This is a genomic window from Streptomyces scabiei 87.22 (assembly GCF_000091305.1).
In the GTDB taxonomy this organism is placed as follows: domain Bacteria; phylum Actinomycetota; class Actinomycetes; order Streptomycetales; family Streptomycetaceae; genus Streptomyces; species Streptomyces scabiei.
On sequence record NC_013929.1, the window covers coordinates 7859746 to 7880005 of the forward strand.

Sequence of the window (20260 nt, forward strand, 5' to 3'; positions counted from 1 at the left end):
GGACCCGTGAGGGACCTGGGGGGAGCCCCGATCGGCCGGGTGGTTACTGTGCAGTCACTTAGCATGCTTCATCGCTCGGCTGACCGCACTCATCGGAGGCGCCCCATGGCTTCGCTCGAACCGCTGCTCGACCAGGACGGCGTACGGCTCACCGTCGACGACGCCATCGCCACGGTGACGCTGACCAACCCGGCCAAGCGCAACGCGCAGAGCCCCGCTCTGTGGCGGGCGCTCACCGAGGCCGGGCGGTCGGTGCCGGGCTCCGTCCGTGTGGTCGTGCTGCGTGCCGAGGGCAAATCGTTCTCCGCCGGCCTCGACCGGCAGATGTTCACGCCCGAAGGCATCGAAGGGGAGCCGTCCTTCGTCGATCTCGCGCGCCGTGACGACGCCGGGCTCGACACGACCATCGCCGAGTACCAGGAGGCTTTCACCTGGTGGCGGCGCAACGACATCGTGTCCATCGCCGCCGTGCAGGGACACGCCGTCGGTGCGGGCTTCCAGCTCGCCCTCGCCTGTGATCTGCGCGTCGTCGCCGACGACGTGCAGTTCGCCATGCTCGAAACCAGCCTCGGACTGGTGCCCGACCTCACGGGCACGCACCCCCTGGTCGGCCTCGTCGGGTATGCCCGCGCGCTGGAGATCTGCCTCACCGGACGCTTCGTCCAGGCGGACGAGGCGCAGCGGATCGGGCTCGCGAACCTCGCCGTGCCCGGTGACGGGCTCGCCGACGCGGTACGCGATCTCGCCGGCGCGCTGGTCTCCGCCCCGCGGGACGCGGTGATCGAGACGAAGGCGCTGCTGCGGGGAGCGGTGGACCGGGACTACGACCAGCAGCGCGCGGCGGAGCGGGCGGCCCAGACGCGGCGCCTGCGGGACCTCGCCGGGATCGCGGAGTAGCCGACGGTCCACGACAGCCGGTTCTGCACCGGGGTCCACCAGGAGCGGCCCTGCACCGAGGCCCGTGCCGGTCAGAGCAGGGCGGCTCCGCCCGTCACCGCGGTGACGAGCACCGCCACCGACGGGTGGTCCGGCAGGGCCGCGCCCACCGCCGCCCGCACCTCGCGTGCCACGTCCAGGGCCCGCCGCTCCTGCGTCACCCCCAGGTCCACCAGCACATGGCGGCGGGGGAGGACAGGCGCCGTCGTCCCGGCGGCGCCGAGGACGGTGGCCAGACGGCTCACCCCGGGAACCGAGAGCCCCGCGGCGGCCGCACGCGCCCGCTCGTCGTCGCCGGTGGGCGCAGGCGGGTCCGGCGGCGCGGCGGCCGGACCGGCCGCCGGGCCCGTCCGCTCGTCCCCGCCGTCCAGCAGGCGCGTCAGCCGGAGGTCCACCTCCGCCACCCGCAGGCCGAGCCCCGCCTCGGCCGCGGTGGCGAGGACGGCGCGCAACCGGGCCGCCGACGCCGGGAAGGGTTCCGCGGCCAGGTCCGCCAGGGCCGCGAAGTCGGCCGTGACACGCAGCGGACCGGACGGGAGCGCGCTCGGCGGCGGGGGCACCGCCGCCTCCTGCCCGTCGGGGTCCGCCACCGAGATGCGGAGCGTGCCGAGACTGAGCCCCCGCAACCCGGCGGCCGCGCGGCGCAGCACCGACTCGGCCGCCCGCTCCGTGATCCACGCACCGTCCCGCGGGCCGCCCAGGGGGAGCACACGGCCCGGCCCGAGCTGCCGGCGTACCGCCTTGGTCCAACCGTCCGCCGTCATTCCTCCAGCCTGCCGCATCCCCGGCGCGCGGCATCGCAACCGCGCTTACTGTGGGTTGAGGGGGATGACCGGAAGGGACGTACGGCATGACTGACATGACGGAGCGGAACCGGACGGAAGGGCCCGACACCACCAAGGAATCGCCGCAGGCCGGCCGCAGGGCCACCCGGCGCGGCGGCGGAGATCCGGCGAGCCGGGGGCGTACCACCATCGCCGACGGCGTGGTCGAGAAGATCGCCGGACTCGCCGCACGGGAGGTCGTGGGCGTCCATGCCATGGGCAGCGGACTGTCCCGGACGTTCGGGGCCGTGCGGGACCGGGTGCCCGGCGGGGCCAAGTCCGTGACGCGGGGTGTGAAGGTAGAGGTCGGCGAGGTGCAGACCGCGCTGGACCTGGAGATCGTCGTCGACTACGGGGTGTCCATCGGTGACGTGGCCCGTGACGTGCGCGAGAACGTCGTGGCGGCCGTCGAGCGGATGACCGGCCTGGAGGTCGTCGAGGTCAACATCGCGGTCAGTGACGTGAAGCTGCCCGACGAGGAGGACGAGGAGCCGGATTCCCGGCTGCAGTAGGCGCGGGCCCGAGCCTTGAGCACCCGGCCCACCCCGTACGTCAGGAGTCCGCGAGTGTCTAGGAGCGCAGGATGAGCTTGGCCATGATCGGCATGATCGCCGGGATGGCGCTGGGCTTCGCCGGGTACTTCGGCGGCTTCGGTGCCTTCCTGCTGGTGGCCGCGCTGGGCGCCGTCGGCCTCGTCGTCGGCCGGTTCCTGGAGGGCGACCTGGAACTGGGCGACTTCTTCCGCCCGCGCGACGACCGACGCCGGTGAACCCGGTGGACAGCGGCCGGCCCGCGGTGCGCGGCGCCGTCGACCCCGGTGAGCGCGGGGCGGTCCGGATCGCCGACCGGGTGGTCGCGAAGATCGCCGCGCAGGCGGCGCGCGAGGCACTGGTGGCGCCGGCGCCGGACTCCGCGCCCCCCAACGCCACCGTCCTGGTCGCCCACGAGACCGCGCGCGTCCATGTGATGCTCGGGCTCCCGTACCCCTCGGACATCGGTGGCCAATGCGCTGCGGTGCGTCGTCATGTCATCGAGCGGGTAGGGACGTTGGCGGGAATGCACGTGTCGGAGGTGGCCGTCACGGTGGAACGGCTGCACCCGGCGCACGCACACGACGTGGCACAGGGGAGGACGCGATGAGCGAACCCCGGCGTTCCGAAGGCACCACGCGACGACTACCCGTCATCGAGAAGACCGACGACCCGGACGCGGCGGGCACGGGCGGGACGGCCGCCGACCAGTCCGCGTCCGCCGCCGCCTACGATCCGCCGCCCCCGCGCGAGGACGACGGCGGAGGCGAGAAGCGCTTCTGGTCCGCGCGCAGGATCCCGGCGGGCATCCTCGCCGTCCTGCTCCTCGGGGGCGCGGGCCTGCTCCTGTACGACGTCGTCGCCGTCCGCGCCGGACGGCCCGCCATGCAGTGGCGCCGCTCGCTGGCCCGGGAACTCGCCGAGCGCCCGCTCGACGACCCCTGGGTGCTGACCGGCGCCGCCGTCGCCGTGCTGCTCGGGCTGTGGCTGCTGCTGCTCGCCGCGACCCCCGGGCTGCGCGACGTCCTGCCGATGCGGCGCGTCCACCCCCGGGTCCGGGCCGGGCTGCACCGGGGCGCCGCCGCGCTGGCCCTGCGCGACCGGGCCATGGAGGTCTCCGGCGTGCGGTCCGTACGGGTCCGGGCGGGCCGCAAGCGGGTCGACGTCCGCGCGGTGTCGCACTTCCGGGAACTCGACGAGGTACGCGCCGACCTGGACGTCACGCTCGCCGACGGCATCCGGGGGCTCGGCCTGTCCCGGCCGCCCGCCCTGTCGGTGCATGTCCGCCGGCCCGGCCGGAAGGGGTGAGGCGTGATGCTGAGAACCGTGAACCGGGTGCTGCTCGGTCTGGTCGGGCTCGTGCTGGTGGTGGTCGGCGGCGCCGTGCTCGCCGTGGGACTCGGCGTGCACCCGCCCTCGTGGTGGCCGCACGACGGCCGCAAGGACGTGCTGCTCAGCGACGCCGAACGGACCCGGTGGCACGACTCCGGCTGGTGGTGGCCCACCGTCATCGCGGTGCTCGCCGTGCTCGTGCTGCTCGCCCTGTGGTGGCTGACGGCGGTCCTGCGCCGCCACCGGCTCGCCGAGGTGCTCGTCGACACCGGCGACGGCGAGGGCGCGCTGCTGCGCGGGCGGGCGATGGAGGGCGTCCTCACCACCGAGGCGGCCGAGGCGGACGGCGTCGAACGGGCCCGCACCCGCCTGACGGGCCGCCGCCACGCCCCCGAGGCCCGCATCCGCCTCCTCCTCCAGCCCCATGTGGATCCGGGCGAGGCCCTGCACACCCTCACCTCGCAGGCCCTGGCGCACGCCAGGGAGTCGGCGGGACTGGCCGAACTCCCGGCGGAGGTCAGGCTGCGGGCGGCCCGGCACCGGGCGGAGCGGGTCAGCTGAGGCCCGCCCCGCCGGGCGGAGGCGTCAGAACCCGTGCCGCATCCCGCCGTCCACCGGCAGCATGATCCCCGTCAGATAGGAGGCGGCGGGGGAGAGCAGGAACGCGCCCGTCCGCCCGAACTCCTCCGGCCGCCCGTACCGCCGCAACGGGATGCGCGACTCGTGCGCGGCCCGCGTCGCCTCCGGATCCGCCGACATCCCGTCCAGCTCGCGCACCCGGTCCGTGTCGATGCGGGCCGGCAGCAGACCCACGACCCGGATGCCCCGCGGCCCCAGCTCGTCGGAGAGCGACTTGGCGAACCCGGCGAGCCCGGGCCGCAGCCCGTTGGAGATGGTCAGCCCGGGAATCGGCTCGTGCACGGACCCGGACAGCACGAACCCGATGACTCCGCCCTCGCCCAGCTCCTCGGCCGCGGCCCGCGCCAGACGGACGGCTCCCAGGAACACCGACTCGAACGCGGCCGTCCACTGCTCGTCGGTGTTGTCGGCGACGAACCCGGGCGCCGGCCCGCCCACACTGACCAGGATGCCGTCGAAGCGCCCGAAGCGGTCGCGCGCGGCGGCGATCAGCAGCCCGGCGGCCCCGGGGTCGGCGTTGTCCACGGCTACACCCACCGCGTTCGCCCCGAGCGCGGCCGCCGCAGCCCCGGCGCTCTCCTCCTCGCGGCCCGTGAGGACCACCTTCGCGCCGTCGGCGGCGAGTTCCCGCGCGACCGCGTGGCCCAGTCCGCGGGTCGCCCCGGTGACGATGTAGACACGGTCCTTCAGCCCAAGATCCATGGCCCTATCCTGCCTCCTGCCCGCCGTAGAGGGCGAGGGCGGTCCCGACGAGTCCGACGTGGCTGAACGCCTGCGGGAAGTTCCCGAGCTGCCGGCCCGCCACCGGGTCGTACTCCTCCGCCAGCAGGCCCACGTCGTTGGCCAGCCCCACGAGCCGTTCGAACAGCTCGCGTGCCTCGGCCGTGCGGCCGGTCAGGTGCAGCGCGTCCGCCAGCCAGAACGAACAGACGAGGAACGCGCCCTCACCGCCCGGCAGACCGTCGACGGAAGTGGTCGCGGCCGTACGGTGATCGAGTCCGTAGCGGCGCACCAGCCCCTCGTGGCTCAGCTCCGCACGGATCGCGTCGACGGTCCCGACGACCCGGGGGTCGTCCGGCGGCAGGAAGCCCATGAGGGGGATGAGCAGCAGGGCGGCGTCCAGCTCGCGGGAGCCGTACGACTGGGTGAAGGTGTTCCGCTCCGGGTCGTAGCCGCGGTCGCAGACCTCGCGGTGGATCTCGTCGCGCAGGGCCCGCCAGCCCTCCAGGTCGCCGCCGGTCAGCTCCGGGTCGGCCTCCAGGGTGCGCACCGCCCGGTCGGCGGCCACCCAGCACATCACCTTGGAGTGCGTGAAGTGGCGGCGCGGCCCGCGCACCTCCCACAGCCCCTCGTCCGGCTTGCGCCAGGCCGAGCGCAGGTAGTCCATCAGCGCGCACTGCATCCGCCACATGTCCGGCTTGTCCGGGAGGCCCGAACGCCGGGACACGAACAGCGAGTCGATGACCTCGCCGTACACGTCCAGCTGCAACTGCCGTACCGCGTCGTTGCCGACCCGGACCGGACGCGAGTCCTCGTAGCCGGACAGCCAGGGCAGGTCGTACTCGGGGATACGGCGCTCCCCGGCCAGGCCGTACATGATCTGCAGGTCGGCCGGGTCGCCCGCGACCGCGCGGAGCAGCCAGTCGCGCCAGGCCTCCGCCTCCTCCTGGTAGCCGCAGGACAGCAGCGCGCCGAGGGTGAGGGTGGAGTCGCGCAGCCAGCAGTGGCGGTAGTCCCAGTTGCGGACCCCGCCGATCTCCTCCGGCAGGGAGGTGGTGGCCGCCGCGACGATCCCGCCGGTCGGGGCGTAGGTGAGGGCCTTGAGGGTGATCAGCGAGCGGACCACCAGGTCCCGGTGCGGGCCGTCGTACCGGCAGCGCTCCGCCCAGGCCCGCCAGTCGTGCAGGCTCGACCGCAGTGCCTCGTGGGGGTCGACGAGGCGGGGCCGGGGCTCGTGCGAGGGGTGCCAGGTCAGGACGAACGCGACCTTCTCGCCCGGCTCGACGGTGAACTCCGCGTACGTGGCGCGGTCCTCGCTCCACGACCGCACCCCGGGTTCGCTGCGCAGCCACACCGAGTCCGGCCCGGCGACCGCCACCCGGTGACCGTCCGACCTGCGCATCCACGGCACGGCCGAGCCGTAGTCGAAGCGCAGCCGCACCGTGCTGCGCATGGTCACGCGGCCGGACAGCCCCTCGACGATCCGTACGACGTCGGGGGACCGGTCCCGCTGCGGCATCAGGTCGGTGACCCGTACCGCGCCCTCGTCGGTCTCCCACTCGGTGTCGAGGACGAGCGAGTCGTGCCGGTACGCCCGCCGCGCGCAGGTCCCGCCTCCTCGGGGCGCGAGCGTCCAGTGCCCGTTCTCCTGATCGCCGAGCAGCGCGGCGAAGCAGGCCGCCGAGTCGAAGCGGGGCAGGCAGAGCCAGTCGATGGAACCGTGGCGGTTCACCAGCGCGGCCGTCTGGTGATCGCCGATCAGCGCGTAGTCCTCGATACGGGGGTGCACGAGGTGCGGGTTCCCGGAGCCCGGGGTGATCAATCCGGCGGGATGCGGAGGGAGAGCGTCAGCCCGGCCCCGCCCCCGCCGTGGTCCCGCCCACTCCCGAGAAGATCACCCCCGAGCCGGAGGGGGCCTGGTTGAGCACCCAGAGGCCGAGCAGGGTGGCGAGGGCGAAGACGACGAGGACCAGCACGGCCAGCACCAGCCGTCGGCGGCGTTCGCGCCGCACCCAGTCCCCGCGCGCCGACCGGTACGCGTCCGGGGCGGCATGCACCCCGCCCGCCAGTGCGGCGAGTGCCTCGGCCAGCTCCCGCTCGGTGCGGTCCCGGCCGGTGTCGTTGCCGGTGGTGTCGTTCATCGCCGGGCCTCCATCGCCTGGGTCAGGGCGGCGAGGCCGCGTGCGGTGTGGGTCTTGACCGAGCCGCAGGAGATGCCCATCGCGGCCGCGATCTCGCTCTCCTTCAGCCCCAGCCAGTGGCGCAGCACGAGGGCCTCCCGCTGCCGGGCGGGCAGGTGCTGGAGCGCGTCGATCAGCACCCGCTGGTCGTCGTGGAGCAGCGCGGTGCTCTCGGCGGAGGCGACCGGCTCCTCGGCCGCCGGTGCCTCCACGTGTCTGCGGGCGACCTGGAGGTGCCGTATCCGCATCCGGGTCAGATTGCAGACCGTCGACCGCAGATACGCCTCCGCCGCCTCGGCGTCCCTGAGGCGCCGCCACTTGCGGTAGATCTGGTAGTACGCCTCGGCCACCACGTTCTCGGGGTCGTCGGCGCCCAGCAGCACCGCGAGCCGCAGCATCGAGGAGTAGTGCAGCTCGAACAGCCGGGCGACGCCCGCCTCGCGCTCCACGTCGACGGGATCACCGAGGGCGCCCGGCGGCAGGGCGGGGCCCGGGACCGTCGCGGAGTGCGCCGCGAGAGGTTCCGCCGGGGCCGGTATCCGGCTCCGGGGCTGCCCGGCGGCCAGGGGTGCGGATGCGGCCGGGGGCACCGGCACACCGAGGTGCTGTCTGCGTCTCACGGGTTGCTCGCTCCCGTCTCGGGGCGCCGCCTGACGGTCAGGCGGGACGGTAGGTCGGTCGCGTCGGCGCCACGCGGGACACCGAGCCGTTCGAGGACCGTGGTGCCGACGACGGCGACGGTCAGGTTGAGCAGGAGCGCGAGCAGGCCGGCGTAGATCTCCAGCGAGCCGCCGCCCAGGAGCACGATGGACGAGAAGCCCTCGCGCACCACCAGGAACGTGCCGGTCAGCATGCCCACGCCCCATCCGGCGAGCAGCGCCCGGGGGTGCAGCCGTCCGGTGAAGAGGCCGACGGCCACCGCCGGGAAGATCTGCAGGATCCACACCCCGCCGAGGAGCTGGAGGTTGATGGCGTCCTGGTCCCGCAGCCCGAACACGAACGCCACCGCCCCCACCTTCGCGGTCAGGGACACCGCTTTGGCGATGCGCACCTGGCGCTTGGGCGTGGCGGTGGGCTGGAAGTACTCGACGTACACGTTGCGGACGAAGCCCGTGGCGGCCGCGATCGACATCACCGCCGCCGGGACCAGCGCGCCCACCGTGATCGCGCCGAACACCAGTCCGGCCAGCGGTCCCGGCATCAGCCGGTCCACCAGCATCGGCACGGCCGCCTCGGCGCCGCCCTCGGGTGCTCGCACCCCCGACGCGAGCGCCGCGATGCCGAGGAACCCGAAGAGGGCCAGCAGTCCCGTCCAGGCGGGCAGCGCCACCGAGACCTTGCGGACCGTCCGCGGCCCGTCGGCGGCGAACCCGGCGGTGAGGACGTGCGGGTACATCAGCAGGGCCAGCGCCGAACCGAGCGCCAGGGTGGCGTAGGCGGGCTGCTGTTCGGGGGCCAGCAGGAGCGCGGACCCCTCCACCCCGGTGCCGCCGAGCCGCCGGGCCGCCCCCTCGAAGACCGCGCCCGGCCCGCCGAACCGTTCCAGCACCAGCCAGCACACGGCGGTCAGCGACACGAAGACGGCCACCGCCTTCAGCGCCGAGATCACCGCGGGAGCCCGCAGCCCGTGCCGGTACGTCGCCACCGCGAGCCCCGCGAACAGCGCCACCATCACGAGGTCACCGGCCGCGCCCCTCGGATAGACGCCCCCGGCCGTCAGCACCGCCCTGATGCCCAGCAGTTGCAGCGCCAGATACGGCATCGTCGCGAGGATCCCGGTCAGCGCCACCACCAGGGCCAGCGGCGCCGAACCGTACCGGCCGCGCACGAAGTCCCCGGCCGTCACATAGCCGTGCCGGCGGGCGACCTCCCAGAGCCGGGTCAGCAGCACGAAGGCCAGCGGGCAGACGATCACCGTGTACGGCACCGCGAAGAAGGCGGGCGCCCCGTTGCCGTACGCGAGGCCCGGCACGGCGGTGAAGGTGTACGCGGTGAAGATCGTCCCGCCGAGCAGCAGCCAGGTCCACACCGGGCCGAGGCTCCGGTCGGCCAGCGCCCACCCCTCCAGCGACGGCAGCCGGTCCGAGGGGCGCAGCCGGCGCGCGGTGACGGCGAGCAGCGACGCTCCGCCGATCACGGCGAGGAACGTCGTGGTCATGGCTGCGTCCGCCATGGGTCACCGTCCTTGGTGTGCCGGGGCCCCGGGTGAACCTCGGCCCTCGCGTGTTGGTTGCGCGGACGGCCGGTTCGGAGGACACGCGGCGGCGGGAAATCTTCGGGGAATCTTCTGGAATTCGCTGTCAACCGGATCCGTCGGGTGGGCAACTCTTGCACAGACCCGCAGCGACCGGGAGAGGAGAACGGCCCGTGACACGGACCCCGGCACACCACGCTCACCAGCGACCACGACGCGTCGCGCGTGCCGTCCTGCTCCTCGCCCCCGCCGCGGGACTGCTCTGGGTCCCCTGGTACGCCGGGACGGAGCCACGGCTCGCCGGAACGCCGTTCTTCTACTGGTACCAGCTCGCCTGGGTCCCGGGATGCGGCCTCTGCCTGCTCGCCGCGTACGCACTGACCGGCCGCCGCTCGGACGGGCGGCGCCCCGGCCGACCTCACTGAACCGCACCGCCCCCGTTCCTCCCTGCCGCACACCGCCGCACACCCGTTGAAATCAGGAGCCGCCATGTCTGTGTCAGCCATGCCCGAATCCGGTCCCGAGGCCCCGGAGAAATCCCGTATGTCGCCGAAATCGATCGCGCTGTGGATATCCGTGGCCCTCGTCGGCGCGATCGGCTGGGCCGTGCTCGCGCTGTCCCGGGGCGAGGAGATCTCGGCCGTCTGGCTGCTCATGGCGGCCCTCGGTTCGTACGCGATCGGCTACCGCTTCTACTCCCGCTTCATCGTGCGCCGCGTCCTCCAGGCCGACGACACCCGGGCCACCCCGGCCGAACGCCTGGAGGACGGCGTCGACTACCACCCGACCGACAAGCGGGTGCTGTTCGGCCACCACTTCGCGGCGATCGCCGGCGCCGGCCCGCTGGTCGGACCGGTGCTGGCGGCCCAGATGGGCTATCTGCCGGGCACCATCTGGATCATCGCGGGCGTGATCTTCGCCGGTGCCGTACAGGACATGATCGTCCTCTTCCTCTCCATGCGCCGGGACGGCAAGAGCCTCGGCCAGATGGCCCGCGACGAGATCGGCAAGGTGGGCGGCGCCGCCGCGCTGATCGGCGTCTTCGCCATCATGATCATCCTGCTCGCGGTCCTCGCGATGGTCGTCGTCAACGCCCTCGCCGAGTCCGCCTGGGGCACCTTCTCGGTCACCATGACCATCCCGATCGCCCTCTTCATGGGCTTCTACCTGCGCTATCTGCGCCCCGGCCGGGTCGTGGAGACCAGCTTCATCGGCGTGGCCCTCCTGCTGCTGGCCATCCTCGGCGGCGGCTGGATCCAGGACTCCTCGCTCGCCGAGTACTTCGTCTGGAGCCCCGAGACCCTGGTCTTCTGCCTGGTCGGCTACGGCTTCGTCGCCTCCGTGCTCCCCGTGTGGATGCTGCTGGCCCCGCGCGACTACCTCTCCACCTTCATGAAGGTCGGCACCATCGCCCTGATGGCCGTCGGTGTCGTGATCGCCGCCCCGAACCTGCGCGCCGAGCCGATCACCGAGTTCGCCCACACAGGCGCCGGACCTGTCTTCGCCGGCTCCCTCTTCCCCTTCCTCTTCATCACCATCGCCTGCGGCGCCCTGTCCGGCTTCCACGCCCTGGTCTCCTCCGGCACCACGCCGAAGCTGATCCAGAAGGAGTCCCAGGTCCGGCTGATCGGCTACGGCTCCATGCTCACGGAGTCCTTCGTCGCCGTGATGGCCCTCATCGCCGCGTGCGTGCTGGAGCCCGGCCTCTTCTACGCCATGAACTCCCCGGCCGCCCTGCTCGGCCCGACCGTCGACACCGCCGCCGAGGCCGTCAAGAACCTCGGCTTCACCATCACCCCGGACCAGCTCACGGCTGCCGCCAAGGCGGTCGAGGAGCAGACCCTCGTCGGCCGCTCGGGCGGCGCGCCGACCCTGGCCGTGGGCATGTCGGAGATCTTCGCCGGGGTCTTCGGCGGCGCCGGGATGAAGGCGTTCTGGTACCACTTCGCGATCATGTTCGAGGCCCTGTTCATCCTCACCACCGTGGACGCCGGCACCCGCGTCGGCCGCTTCATGCTCCAGGACATGCTCGGCAACGTCTGGAAGCCGATCGGCCGCGTCACCTGGAAGCCCGGCATCTGGATCACCAGTGCCCTGGTCGTGGGCGCCTGGGGGTACTTCCTCTACGCCGGTGTCACCGACCCCCTCGGCGGGATCAAGCAGCTGTTCCCCCTCTTCGGCATCGCCAACCAGCTGCTCGCCGCGGTCGCCCTCGCCGTCACCACCACCGTGCTCATCAAGTCCGGGAAGCTGCGCTGGGCCTGGGTCACCGGCATCCCGCTGGCCTGGGACGTGGCCGTCACCTTCACCGCCGGCTGGCAGAAGATCTTCTCCGACAACCCCGCCATCGGCTTCTTCGCCCTGCGCGACAAATATGCGGCGGCCATCGACCGGGGCGAACTCCTGCCCGGCGCCACGACCATGGACGACATGCACACGATCGTCACCAACAACACGGTCGACGGCGTGATCATGGCGGTCTTCCTGATCCTGGTCCTCACCGTCCTCGTGAACTGCGCCGTGGTGTGCGTCCGCGCCGTCCGCTCGCCGGTCCCGCTGCCGTCCACCGAGGCGCCGTACGTGGAGTCGCGCATCGACGCGGGGGACTCCGAGAAGGAGCTGGTGGGGGCTCGCCGGTGACCCTCCGGAACTGGGTGCGCGGGGTGCGCTGGTACCTGCGGGAGCTGACCGGCGAGGCGGAGTACGACCGCTACTGCGACCGCCGTCGCCGCCATCACCCCGAGGCCCCGGTGCCCACCCGCAGGGAGTACGACGCCCTGCGGACGCGGCGGAGGGAGGAGCACCCGGAGGGGCGCTGCTGCTGAGCGCGTCGTGCGGGCCGGGGGTGCGTGGTCCGGTGCGTGGTCGGGTGCGGGTGCGTGGGGGCTGATCGCGCAGTTCCCCGCGCCCCTAGAAGCACCAGGCCCTGCTTTTCAGGGGCGCGGGGAACTGCGCGAGAAGCCCCACCGGCCCGCACCCGACCACGCACCCGAACCCACCCCCACCGTCCATTCCCCCCGACCCCCGACCCCGGATCCAGAGATGCTGAGACGCCGACCCGCCCTCCTGATCCGTCCCGAACTCGACGACGACCCCCTGCACAGGACCCTCACCGAACTCCGCCCCGCCCCGCAGCTCCACGGCCTCGGAGCCGGCCGCACCCGCCCCCCGTGGGAACCCGTGGCCGAGCTGCTCCGAGACACCGGCCGCGACTGGGACCGCCGAGCACACCGCCTCGCCGTACTGGCCCGACACCTCCCCGCCGCCGTCCCCCAACGCTGGACGGCCGACCGCCCCGAGGACGGCGACGCCCTGACCCTGCACGCCTTCGTCGAGTCGTACCGCACCCCCGCCACCGACCGGACCGCCGTCCGCCGGGCCGAGCACTCCTGCCTGCGCGCCGCCGAAGCCCGCCCCGAGGACCCCAGCCCCTGGCTGGCGCTGCTGGCCCTGATGCACACGTGCGCCGTACCGGTCAGGGACGCGGTGCCGGTGTGGACCGAGGCCGTCGACCGGGCGCCCTGGCTCCGGACGGCCCACCACCGTCTGCTCCGCTACCTGTCGCCGCGCGGACACGGCACGGTCCCCGACATGATGGACTTCGCCTGGCAGGCCGCCGCCCGGGCCCCGCAGGGTTCACCGCTCGCCCTGCTCCCGGTGGCGGCCCGTGTCGAACTCATGGCCCACCGCCAGGACGCGGCGCCGCTCGACGCGCTCGGCTCGGGCGGCGGCAACTGGCACGAGCCCCGGGCCGTCCACGAGATCGACCTGGCCCTCGGGAACTGGTTCGACGCCGGCACCGCGCCCCACGCCGAAGCCGTCACCGACCTCAACATCCTGGCCTTCGCCCTGACCCGCGCCCACCGCCCCGTGGAGACCGCCCCCGTCTTCCGGCGCCTCGGCCGCCACATGACCCGTCACCCGTGGGACCTGCTGCCCGAACCGGACCGCACGTTCGCGTACTGGCGGAAGAGAGCGGCCGACGGCCGCGGCCGGACCTGAGACCCCGTCCCGGGGCCCGGCTACGCCGACGCGGGCGCCGTCTCCTTCTCCTCCGACGCGGCGGTCGCGGCCTCCGCGCGGTCGCGGCGCTCACGGCGGACGAGGACGACATAGCCGATCGGGACACCGAGGGCGAACAGCCACCACTGCAGGGCGTAGGCGTAGTTCAGTGCGGCGTTCTCGTCACCGGGGCTGCCGAGCTGCTGCGGGGTGTCGCCCTTCGGGTCCGGAGCCGTCTGCACGAGATAGCCGCCGAGCACGGGGACGCCGAGGCGGTCCGCCTCCCGCTCGCTGTCGATCAGCATGATCTGCCGGTCCGGCAGGCCCTGCAGATCCTTGATGCCGCTCGCCTCGGTCGTCTCGTCGGGCATCAACCGCCCGGTGACGGTGACCTCGCCGGCGGCGGGCGCGGGGATCTTGGGGAACGCGGTCTGGCTCGGGCCGTTCGCGGGGATCCAGCCCCGGTTGACGAGCAGCACCTTGCCGTCGTCGAGCACGAACGGGGTCAGGACGTGGAAGCCGACCTCGTCGTCGGCGTTGACGCGACGGCGGACGACGACCTCGTCGTCGGTGTCGAAGCGGCCCTTGGCGGTCACCGTGCGGTAGCGCTCGGCGCTGGTGACGGTGTGGCCGGGCGTGGTCAGCCGCTCCACGGGCACCGGCTTCGCGGTCAGCGCGTCGGCGACGAGCTGATTCCGGGCGCTGCGCTCCTCGTAGCGATGCATCTGCCAGATGCCCAGCCTGACCATGGTCGGGATCAGGACGAGCGAGAGCAGCGTGAGGATCACCCACTGCCGGGACAACAGGAAGCGGTACACGTCTTGACCGTACCTCGCGTCATTCGGCCCCCGGCGGGAGGGTCCCGTCGAGGGCCGTCACCTCCGCGGTTGCGGAGAGCACATCGCCGACTTGCACGGTCACGGGGTCTACCGCGGGCCACCCCCGCATCGGCGGGGACACGACCGCTCACATGGTCGCGGCTGACTGAGGCAACGACGGATCGCCCGAGACGGTTACGTGTCAGCTCACACCTTGTCGACGATGCCCGCCCTCCCCTCGGCCCGCGCGCAGTGGGCGCCGCAGTACCAGTGGCCGTCGACGTCGACACCCTGGCCGATGATCTGCACCCGGCAGTGCTCGCAGATGGGGGCCATGCGGTGGATCGCGCAGGAGAAGCAGTCGAAGACGTGCACCGCGCCCTGCGCGTGGATCTCGAAGGTCATTCCGTAGTCATTGCCGCAAACTTCGCATCTCGCCATGCGCCACAGGGTGAGCCGTCACCACCGCCCGGGCGAGCGGGCGGCGGGCGAGTCGCACGCCAATCACCCATCCGTACGGCCCGTCGGCACGGGCCGTCCCGCCGCTCACCCGTCGGCGGGCTCGACGTCGCGGAGCAGCTGCCCGAACGCCGCCTCGTCCACGACCGGCGTCCCGTACTGCCGGGCCTTGACGACCTTCGAGGTGTGCGAGTCGGGGTCGTTCGTGACCAGCAGGCTGGTCACCCGGGACAGACTCGTCGCCACGTGCAGTCCGGCCTCGATCGCGCGGTCCTCCAGCAGGTCGCGTTCGACCGAGGTGTCCCCGGAGAAGGCGACCCGCATGCCCTGCTTGAGCGGTTTGCCGTCTTCGTAACGCCCCGGGTTGGGATGCGGGCAGGCGGGCCGCTTCCGCGAGGGCCGCCAACTGGTGGGCCGGTACGCGCCGTAGCCGCCGGGGCCCGCCTGCTGTCCGATCCGGGGCGCCGCGGGGCTCTCCCGCCACTCGGTCAGCGGCCGGCACTCGTGCAGCGGCAGCCGTACGTTGCTCGCGGCGGCGGCCCGCAGACTCGGCCGGAACGCCTCCGCCAGCACCCGCGCGTCGTCCAGCGCGTGGTGCGCCCGCTGCTGGACGACCCCGAAGTGCGCCGCCAGCGACTCCAGTTTGTGGTTGGGCAGCGGCAGGCCCAGCTCCTTCGACAGCGCGATGGTGCACAGCCGCTGCCGCACGGGCGCCTCGGTCTCCGCGCGCGCGTACTCCCGGGCGATCATCGACCAGTCGAACACCGCGTTGTGCGCGACGAGTACGCGGTCCGCGAGCCGTGCGGAGAACTCCTGCGCGATGTCCCGGAAGAGCGGCGCCCCTTCGAGCACGTCGCTGGTCAGCCCGTGGATCCACACCGGTCCCGGATCCCGCTCCGGGTTCACCAGCGTGTACCAGTGGTCCTCGACCTCGCCCCGCGCGTCCAGTCTGTACACGGCCGCGGAGATTATCCGGTCGTCCCGGGCCAGACCGGTCGTCTCCACGTCGACGACCGCGTACCCCTGGGGATACGCGGTCGGCCAAGGCGCCTGCGGCGCTGCGGTCGTATGGTCTTCGAGCATGGTCCCTGAGGATACGGGCCGCGACTGACAGCCTGTTACCCGGCGCCGACGAGGGACGGGTGACGGAGCGACAGTGCCGTCCCGCCCCGCCCGGATTGGCGGAGGGCGCCAAGAAGCAAGCGCGTGCCACCGGAAATACTTGTCAGTAACAACGTCTAGCCCTCACCGACCGGCGGATCTACCGTGCCCCCATGCCGAACCTGCCCGATGTCGTGCTGTGGTCCATACCCGCCTTTGTACTGCTCACCGTGATCGAGGTGATCAGTGTCCGGATCCATCCGGACGAGGATGCCGCCGGGTACGAGACGAAGGACGCCGCGACCAGCGTCGGCATGGGGCTCGGGAGCCTCGCCTTCGACTTCCTCTGGAAGATCCCGATCCTCGCCGTCTACACGGCCGTCCACGAACTGACCCCGCTGCGCGTCCCCGTCCTGTGGTGGACGATCCCGCTGATGCTGCTCGCGCAGGACTTCTTCTACTACTGGTCGCACCGCGGCCACCACGTCATCCGGATCCTGTGGGCCTGCCACGTCGTCCACCACTCCAGCCGCAGGTTCAACCTGACGACCGCTCTGCGGCAGCCCTGGACCACCTGGACCGTCTGGCCCTTCTACGTCCCGCTCATCGCCCTCGGCGTGCATCCGGCCGCGCTCGCGTTCTGCTCCTCCGCCAACCTCGTCTACCAGTTCTGGATCCACACCGAGCGGATCGGGAAGCTGCCCCGGCCGTTCGAGTTCGTGTTCAACACGCCCTCGCACCACCGGGTCCACCACGCCTCCCAGGGCGGCTACCTGGACCGCAACTTCGGCGGCATCCTCATCGTCTGGGACCGGCTCTTCGGGTCCTTCGTCGAGGAGACCGAGCGTCCGGTGTACGGGCTGACGAAGAACATCGACACGTACAACCCGCTGCGGGTCGCCACGCACGAGTACCTCGCCATCGCCAAGGACCTGAAGCGGGCGAGCGGTTGGGGCGAACGGGCGGGCCGGGTGCTGCGCGGGCCCGGCTGGCAGCCCGTACGGCCGCCCGAGCGGGCCGCGCCCGCCGGGGAGGGCGCGCCGGATGGGAAGGGCACGGCCGCCGTCGAGGGGACCGCCGCGTGAGACCGGACCGGGCGTCCGTCCTCCTCGTCGCCTTCGGGATCGCCGCCGTCGCCGACCTCGGCGCCCTCGCCCTCGGTCTCGCCCCCGGGCACACCGTCGCCAAGCCGCTGCTGATGCCGCTGCTCGCGGCGTACGCGTACACGCGCGGCGCGCCCCGGCCGCTGCTCGCGGCCCTGCTGTTCGGCTGGGGCGGTGACGTCCTGCTCCTGTCCGACGCCGAGCCGGCCTTCCTCGCCGGGATGGCGTCCTTCGCCGCCGGACACGTCTGCTGGCTCGTGCTGTTCCACAGGTCCGGCCGTCCCGCACGGCTCGCGTACGCCGGCGCGTACGGCCTCGCCCTGGTCGCCGCCGTCGCGAGTCTGTGGCCCGGCCTGCCGGCGGACCTGCGGCTCCCCGTGGCCGGCTACAGCGCGCTGCTGACCACGATGGCGTGGTCCGCCACACGGCTCGGGCCCGTCGCGGCGCTGGGCGGCGCGCTCTTCGTGCTGTCGGACCTGCTCATCGCGACCGGCGTCGCCGACTGGCCGCAACCACCCCGCCCCGACCTGTGGATCATGCTCACCTATCTGGCCGCCCAGTACCTCCTGGTCCGGGGCACCCTTGCCCACCCCGGCGCCGGCGGGCCACCCACCCCGGCCCACCCGGTCCGCCCGGGCCGGACGGTGTGACCACCGACTGACCCGTGAGCCGTGCTCACCGGCGGACTGGGTCCGTCCCTGCCGGGCGGTCCGATCGCCCGTTGTCCGGCAGGGTGTGCTCACCAGCGGATCGGTAGCGGCAGGGCCGTCAGCAGTGCCGAGACCGCGACGACCGTGCCGAGTACGGCCACCTCGGCCCGCGCGGGGGCGCAGGCGTCCAGCGGGTTCCCGGTCGTGCGGCGCAGTCGGTGCCGGGCCCGCAGGGCGAGGGCGGCGACGACGGCCACCAGGAGCCCCTTGGCCAACAGGGCGCGCCCGTACGCCGTCTGCGTCAACTGGTCCCCGACCGTCTCCGGCGGCATCCGGCGCAGGGTGCTCCACACCCCGGTGGCGGTGACGGCGGCGAGCAGCACGGTGGCCACGCGCGCGTAGAGGCCCAGCAGCGCGGTGCCCGCCCGGGTCGAGCGCCACGCGCGCGTGCGAAGGGTCCGCAGGACGTGGAGCAGGCCGCCCGCCCACAGCGCCGCGCAGGTCAGATGCACCAGGGTCAGGCAGGTGCCGACGAGCGGACCGTCCTCGCCGGGGGGATGCGCCCGCAGCGCCTCGGCGACGACGAGCGCGGCCACGGGCACCGCCCGGGCGGCAGGCCGGCGGGAGAGCGCGAGCAGCCCGGCCGCCGCGAAGGCGTTCACCTCCAGCAGCGCCAGTCGGCCGTCCCGGCTGTCGTGGAGGCCGCCCACGTCCAGGTCGGCGGGGGAGCCCGGTATCAGATTGCCCGTGGCCACGACCGAGGCCAGCCCCAGGGAGGCCACGAAACCGGCCCCCGCCGCCCAGGGCGCCCAACTGCGCGGCGCCTCCCCGTGCCCGCCGGGCACCCGCCGGGCGAGCCACCCCACGAACAGCTCGCCCAGCAGCACGCACAGCGCCGCCAGTGCCACCGTCCGCGACAGGGCGACGAACCCGGCGCCGGGCGCCCCGGCCTCTCCCGTACCGGCCAGCGCGGCACGCGGCCCGAGCAGGGGGATCAGAGCGCCCGCGCCCACCAGGACGAGCACGACGACCGCCCGGGCGGCACCGCCTCCGGGCCGCCCCGCCCGCCGTCCGGCATCCCGCCCGACATTCCGTCCGGCATCCCGTCCGACATCCCGTCCGGCATCCCGTCCGGGGTCGTCCGCCCCTGCCTCCGTCGACTCAGCGGTCCCACTCGTCAGGCTCACCCCGAAAAGTTCACCAGTCGCACCGGAACCGTGCAAGTGCCCGAAAACAACTGGCAGTTCGACATTGCCCCCATACGTACGGGTGAGCGGCCCGGGTGACTCAGGTCCAGCGCGGCTCGTCCGCGCCCCAGGGCCCCGGCGGCCGTGCCCAGTCGCCGGGCCCGCCCTCGAAGGACAGCGGAGGCAGCGCGTACCGCAGCCGCCCGAGCGGGCTGTCCCGCTCGGCGAGCCATGCCTCCGGTCCGTCGTACGCCACGCCCTCGTCCCTGTCCGTCGCTGCCTCCGCGTCGGCCTCGGCGGTCTGCCCGATCCCGCCGGTCAGCCAGGCAGCCGTCCGCGCGAGGGACAGCCGCAGGACGCGGCCGTACCCCTGTTCCGCCTGCTCGGTGAGGGCCCGCAGGACGGCCGCCGCCAGCAGGTACCCCGTCCCGTGGTCGAGCGCCTGGGCCGGCAGCGCGCCCGGCTGCTCCCGGGTGCCCTCGATCGCCGCGATGCCCGTCGCCACCTGCACCAGACTGTCGAATCCCCGCCGCCCGGCCCACGGCCCGTACGCGCCCCACGCCGAGAGCTGTGCCACGACCAGGCCGGGCCGCCGGGCGGCCAGCGCGTGGGGTGACAGCCCGAAGCGGTCGAGGGCGCCCGGCCGGTAGCCGGTGAGGACGACGTCCGCCGCGGCCAGCAGCTCCTCGAAGGCGCGCCGGTCGGCGGCGCGGCCCAGGTCGAGCAGCGCCGACCGCTTCCCGGAACCGGTGTCGGTGTGCTGGTCGGGGATCTCCGGCAGCCCCGGCGGGTCCACGCGCAGCACGTCCGCGCCCAGCAGGGCGAGGGCGCGGCCGGCGACCGGCCCCGCGATGACCCGGGTCAGATCCAGGACCCGTAGTCCGGCCGCGGGAAGCAGCGGAGATGCGTCCCCGATCGGCGCGAGCACGCGCGCGGGTGCCGTGTCCAGCCGCTCGTGCTCCACCAGCGGCCGGGCCGCCACCGCCCGCGCCTGCTCGTGCGCCGCCCACTGCGCGGCCGTCCGCAGGGCGACCGCCAGGCCCCCGGCCGCGTACACCGTCTCCTCGGCCTCCAGGGACGCCCGCCCGGCGAGTGCCGCCTCGATCGCGGCGACCGGGTCGGGCGAGGTCTCCGGCACGCCCAGCGCGGACAGCAACCGCTCCCGGTGGTGCGGATAGTTGGCGTGCGTGCGCACCCAGCCGTCCGCCGTCCGCCAGAACCGTGACAGCGGCGCGAAGCTGACCGGCGCCCGTCCGTCGACCAGCAGATGACGCTCACTCACGAAGGCGGTGCCGACCGCCCCGTCGTCCACCCGCACCCGGGGCACCTCCGCGAGCCCGGCCCGCCGCGCCCCCAGCTCGGCCGCCGCCAGCGCGCACACCCCGACGCAGGTCCGCGCCAGCTCCCGTACCGGCAGCCGGGCCCGCAGCACCCCGTCCCGCTCGACGGTCGAGACCCTCGACGGCAGCGCGGGACCGCCGCCCAGGGCCGCCCACACCCAGTCCATGTCAGTCATGATCCGAACCTACGCAACGCGAGGGCCGGGCGGTGTGCCACCGCCCGGCCCGGCCTCCGTGAGGAGGGT

23 protein-coding genes are annotated in these 20260 nt (G+C 73.7%); 12 read left to right on the plus strand and 11 right to left on the minus strand.

The genetic code is table 11. The features are described 5' to 3' along the window. Positions 1–105: 105 nt before the first annotated feature. A complete protein-coding gene (locus SCAB_RS33965) occupies positions 106–897 on the plus strand; it encodes an enoyl-CoA hydratase/isomerase family protein (RefSeq protein WP_013004638.1) in 792 nt (263 codons plus the stop codon). Between the two features lie 71 nt (positions 898–968). Here the strand turns inward: SCAB_RS33965 and SCAB_RS33970 are convergent, their stop codons facing one another. After that, the gene (locus tag SCAB_RS33970; protein ID WP_013004639.1) at positions 969–1700 is read right to left on the minus strand and encodes a hypothetical protein; all 732 of its coding nucleotides are present in this window, start codon (positions 1698–1700) and stop codon (positions 969–971) included. Positions 1701–1786: 86 nt separating this feature from the next. Here SCAB_RS33970 and SCAB_RS33975 point away from each other — a divergent pair, with 86 nt between their 5' ends. The 5 genes from SCAB_RS33975 (at position 1787) to amaP (ending at position 4183) form a co-directional block, all read left to right on the plus strand. Then, positions 1787–2272, plus strand: a complete 486-nt coding sequence (locus tag SCAB_RS33975; RefSeq protein WP_037728233.1) for an Asp23/Gls24 family envelope stress response protein — start codon at positions 1787–1789, stop codon at positions 2270–2272. Between the two features lie 71 nt (positions 2273–2343). Beyond that, the gene (locus tag SCAB_RS33980; protein WP_013004641.1) at positions 2344–2529 is read left to right on the plus strand and encodes a hypothetical protein; all 186 of its coding nucleotides are present in this window, start codon (positions 2344–2346) and stop codon (positions 2527–2529) included. Next, entirely contained in the window at positions 2526–2900 is a 375-nt protein-coding gene (locus SCAB_RS33985; protein WP_013004642.1) for an Asp23/Gls24 family envelope stress response protein, read from the plus strand. The genes SCAB_RS33980 and SCAB_RS33985 overlap by 4 nt, the downstream gene beginning before the upstream one ends. Next, positions 2897–3598: a DUF6286 domain-containing protein gene (locus SCAB_RS33990; protein WP_013004643.1), complete on the plus strand. Its 702-nt coding sequence runs from the start codon at positions 2897–2899 to the stop codon at positions 3596–3598. The genes SCAB_RS33985 and SCAB_RS33990 overlap by 4 nt, the downstream gene beginning before the upstream one ends. 6 nt (positions 3599–3604) lie before the next feature. Next, positions 3605–4183 carry an alkaline shock response membrane anchor protein AmaP gene (gene amaP, locus SCAB_RS33995; protein ID WP_037728365.1) on the plus strand — a complete coding sequence of 193 codons (579 nt, stop codon included), beginning with the start codon at positions 3605–3607 and terminating at the stop codon, positions 4181–4183. A gap of 24 nt (positions 4184–4207) precedes the next feature. On the opposite strand, the gene SCAB_RS34000 is transcribed toward amaP, so the two are convergent. From SCAB_RS34000 to SCAB_RS34020, 5 genes are read right to left on the minus strand one after another with little or no spacing between them, the layout of a single operon-like run. Beyond that, entirely contained in the window at positions 4208–4963 is a 756-nt protein-coding gene (locus tag SCAB_RS34000; protein ID WP_013004645.1) for an SDR family oxidoreductase, read from the minus strand. A gap of 4 nt (positions 4964–4967) precedes the next feature. Further along, positions 4968–6770 carry a glycoside hydrolase family 15 protein gene (locus SCAB_RS34005; RefSeq protein WP_013004646.1) on the minus strand — a complete coding sequence of 601 codons (1803 nt, stop codon included), beginning with the start codon at positions 6768–6770 and terminating at the stop codon, positions 4968–4970. Positions 6771–6828: 58 nt separating this feature from the next. Beyond that, positions 6829–7122, minus strand: a complete 294-nt coding sequence (locus SCAB_RS34010; protein WP_013004647.1) for a hypothetical protein — start codon at positions 7120–7122, stop codon at positions 6829–6831. Next, on the minus strand, positions 7119–7781 hold the full coding sequence (locus tag SCAB_RS34015) for a SigE family RNA polymerase sigma factor (RefSeq protein ID WP_013004648.1): 663 nt from the start codon (positions 7779–7781) through the stop codon (positions 7119–7121). The genes SCAB_RS34010 and SCAB_RS34015 overlap by 4 nt, the downstream gene beginning before the upstream one ends. Then, entirely contained in the window at positions 7778–9334 is a 1557-nt protein-coding gene (locus SCAB_RS34020; RefSeq protein ID WP_013004649.1) for a sodium:solute symporter family protein, read from the minus strand. The genes SCAB_RS34015 and SCAB_RS34020 overlap by 4 nt, the downstream gene beginning before the upstream one ends. A gap of 194 nt (positions 9335–9528) precedes the next feature. On the opposite strand from SCAB_RS34020, the gene SCAB_RS34025 reads away from it, so the two are divergent. From SCAB_RS34025 to SCAB_RS34040, 4 genes are all read left to right on the plus strand, one after another. Then, the gene (locus SCAB_RS34025) at positions 9529–9780 is read left to right on the plus strand and encodes a DUF3311 domain-containing protein (protein WP_037728239.1); all 252 of its coding nucleotides are present in this window, start codon (positions 9529–9531) and stop codon (positions 9778–9780) included. Between the two features lie 64 nt (positions 9781–9844). Further along, on the plus strand, positions 9845–11995 hold the full coding sequence (locus SCAB_RS34030; RefSeq protein ID WP_013004651.1) for a carbon starvation CstA family protein: 2151 nt from the start codon (positions 9845–9847) through the stop codon (positions 11993–11995). Beyond that, the gene (locus tag SCAB_RS34035) at positions 11992–12180 is read left to right on the plus strand and encodes a CstA-like transporter-associated (seleno)protein (protein WP_013004652.1); all 189 of its coding nucleotides are present in this window, start codon (positions 11992–11994) and stop codon (positions 12178–12180) included. Before SCAB_RS34030 ends, SCAB_RS34035 begins: the two co-directional genes overlap by 4 nt. 217 nt (positions 12181–12397) lie before the next feature. Continuing rightward, positions 12398–13357: a hypothetical protein gene (locus SCAB_RS34040; RefSeq protein WP_037728241.1), complete on the plus strand. Its 960-nt coding sequence runs from the start codon at positions 12398–12400 to the stop codon at positions 13355–13357. A gap of 20 nt (positions 13358–13377) precedes the next feature. Here the strand turns inward: SCAB_RS34040 and SCAB_RS34045 are convergent, their stop codons facing one another. From SCAB_RS34045 to SCAB_RS34055, 3 genes are all read right to left on the minus strand, one after another. After that, on the minus strand, positions 13378–14175 hold the full coding sequence (locus tag SCAB_RS34045; RefSeq protein WP_013004655.1) for an SURF1 family cytochrome oxidase biogenesis protein: 798 nt from the start codon (positions 14173–14175) through the stop codon (positions 13378–13380). 207 nt (positions 14176–14382) lie between these two features. Beyond that, positions 14383–14616 (minus strand): hypothetical protein, encoded by a 234-nt coding sequence (locus tag SCAB_RS34050; protein WP_078580232.1) that lies wholly within the window; start codon positions 14614–14616, stop codon positions 14383–14385. Between the two features lie 105 nt (positions 14617–14721). Further along, complete coding sequence (locus SCAB_RS34055) at positions 14722–15717, minus strand: DEDDh family exonuclease (protein ID WP_013004657.1); 996 nt, start codon at positions 15715–15717, stop codon at positions 14722–14724. A 191-nt stretch (positions 15718–15908) separates the two neighbouring features. Here SCAB_RS34055 and SCAB_RS34060 point away from each other — a divergent pair, with 191 nt between their 5' ends. Both SCAB_RS34060 and SCAB_RS34065 read left to right on the plus strand, forming a co-directional pair. Further along, the gene (locus SCAB_RS34060) at positions 15909–16820 is read left to right on the plus strand and encodes a sterol desaturase family protein (RefSeq protein WP_013004658.1); all 912 of its coding nucleotides are present in this window, start codon (positions 15909–15911) and stop codon (positions 16818–16820) included. Continuing rightward, positions 16817–17488: a lysoplasmalogenase gene (locus SCAB_RS34065; protein ID WP_013004659.1), complete on the plus strand. Its 672-nt coding sequence runs from the start codon at positions 16817–16819 to the stop codon at positions 17486–17488. Before SCAB_RS34060 ends, SCAB_RS34065 begins: the two co-directional genes overlap by 4 nt. Positions 17489–17577: 89 nt before the next feature. Here SCAB_RS34065 and SCAB_RS34070 read toward each other — a convergent pair whose 3' ends face one another. Then, entirely contained in the window at positions 17578–18513 is a 936-nt protein-coding gene (locus tag SCAB_RS34070; protein WP_013004660.1) for a CopD family protein, read from the minus strand. Between the two features lie 262 nt (positions 18514–18775). Next, complete coding sequence (locus SCAB_RS34075) at positions 18776–20191, minus strand: CoA transferase (protein ID WP_013004661.1); 1416 nt, start codon at positions 20189–20191, stop codon at positions 18776–18778. Positions 20192–20260: the final 69 nt, after the last annotated feature.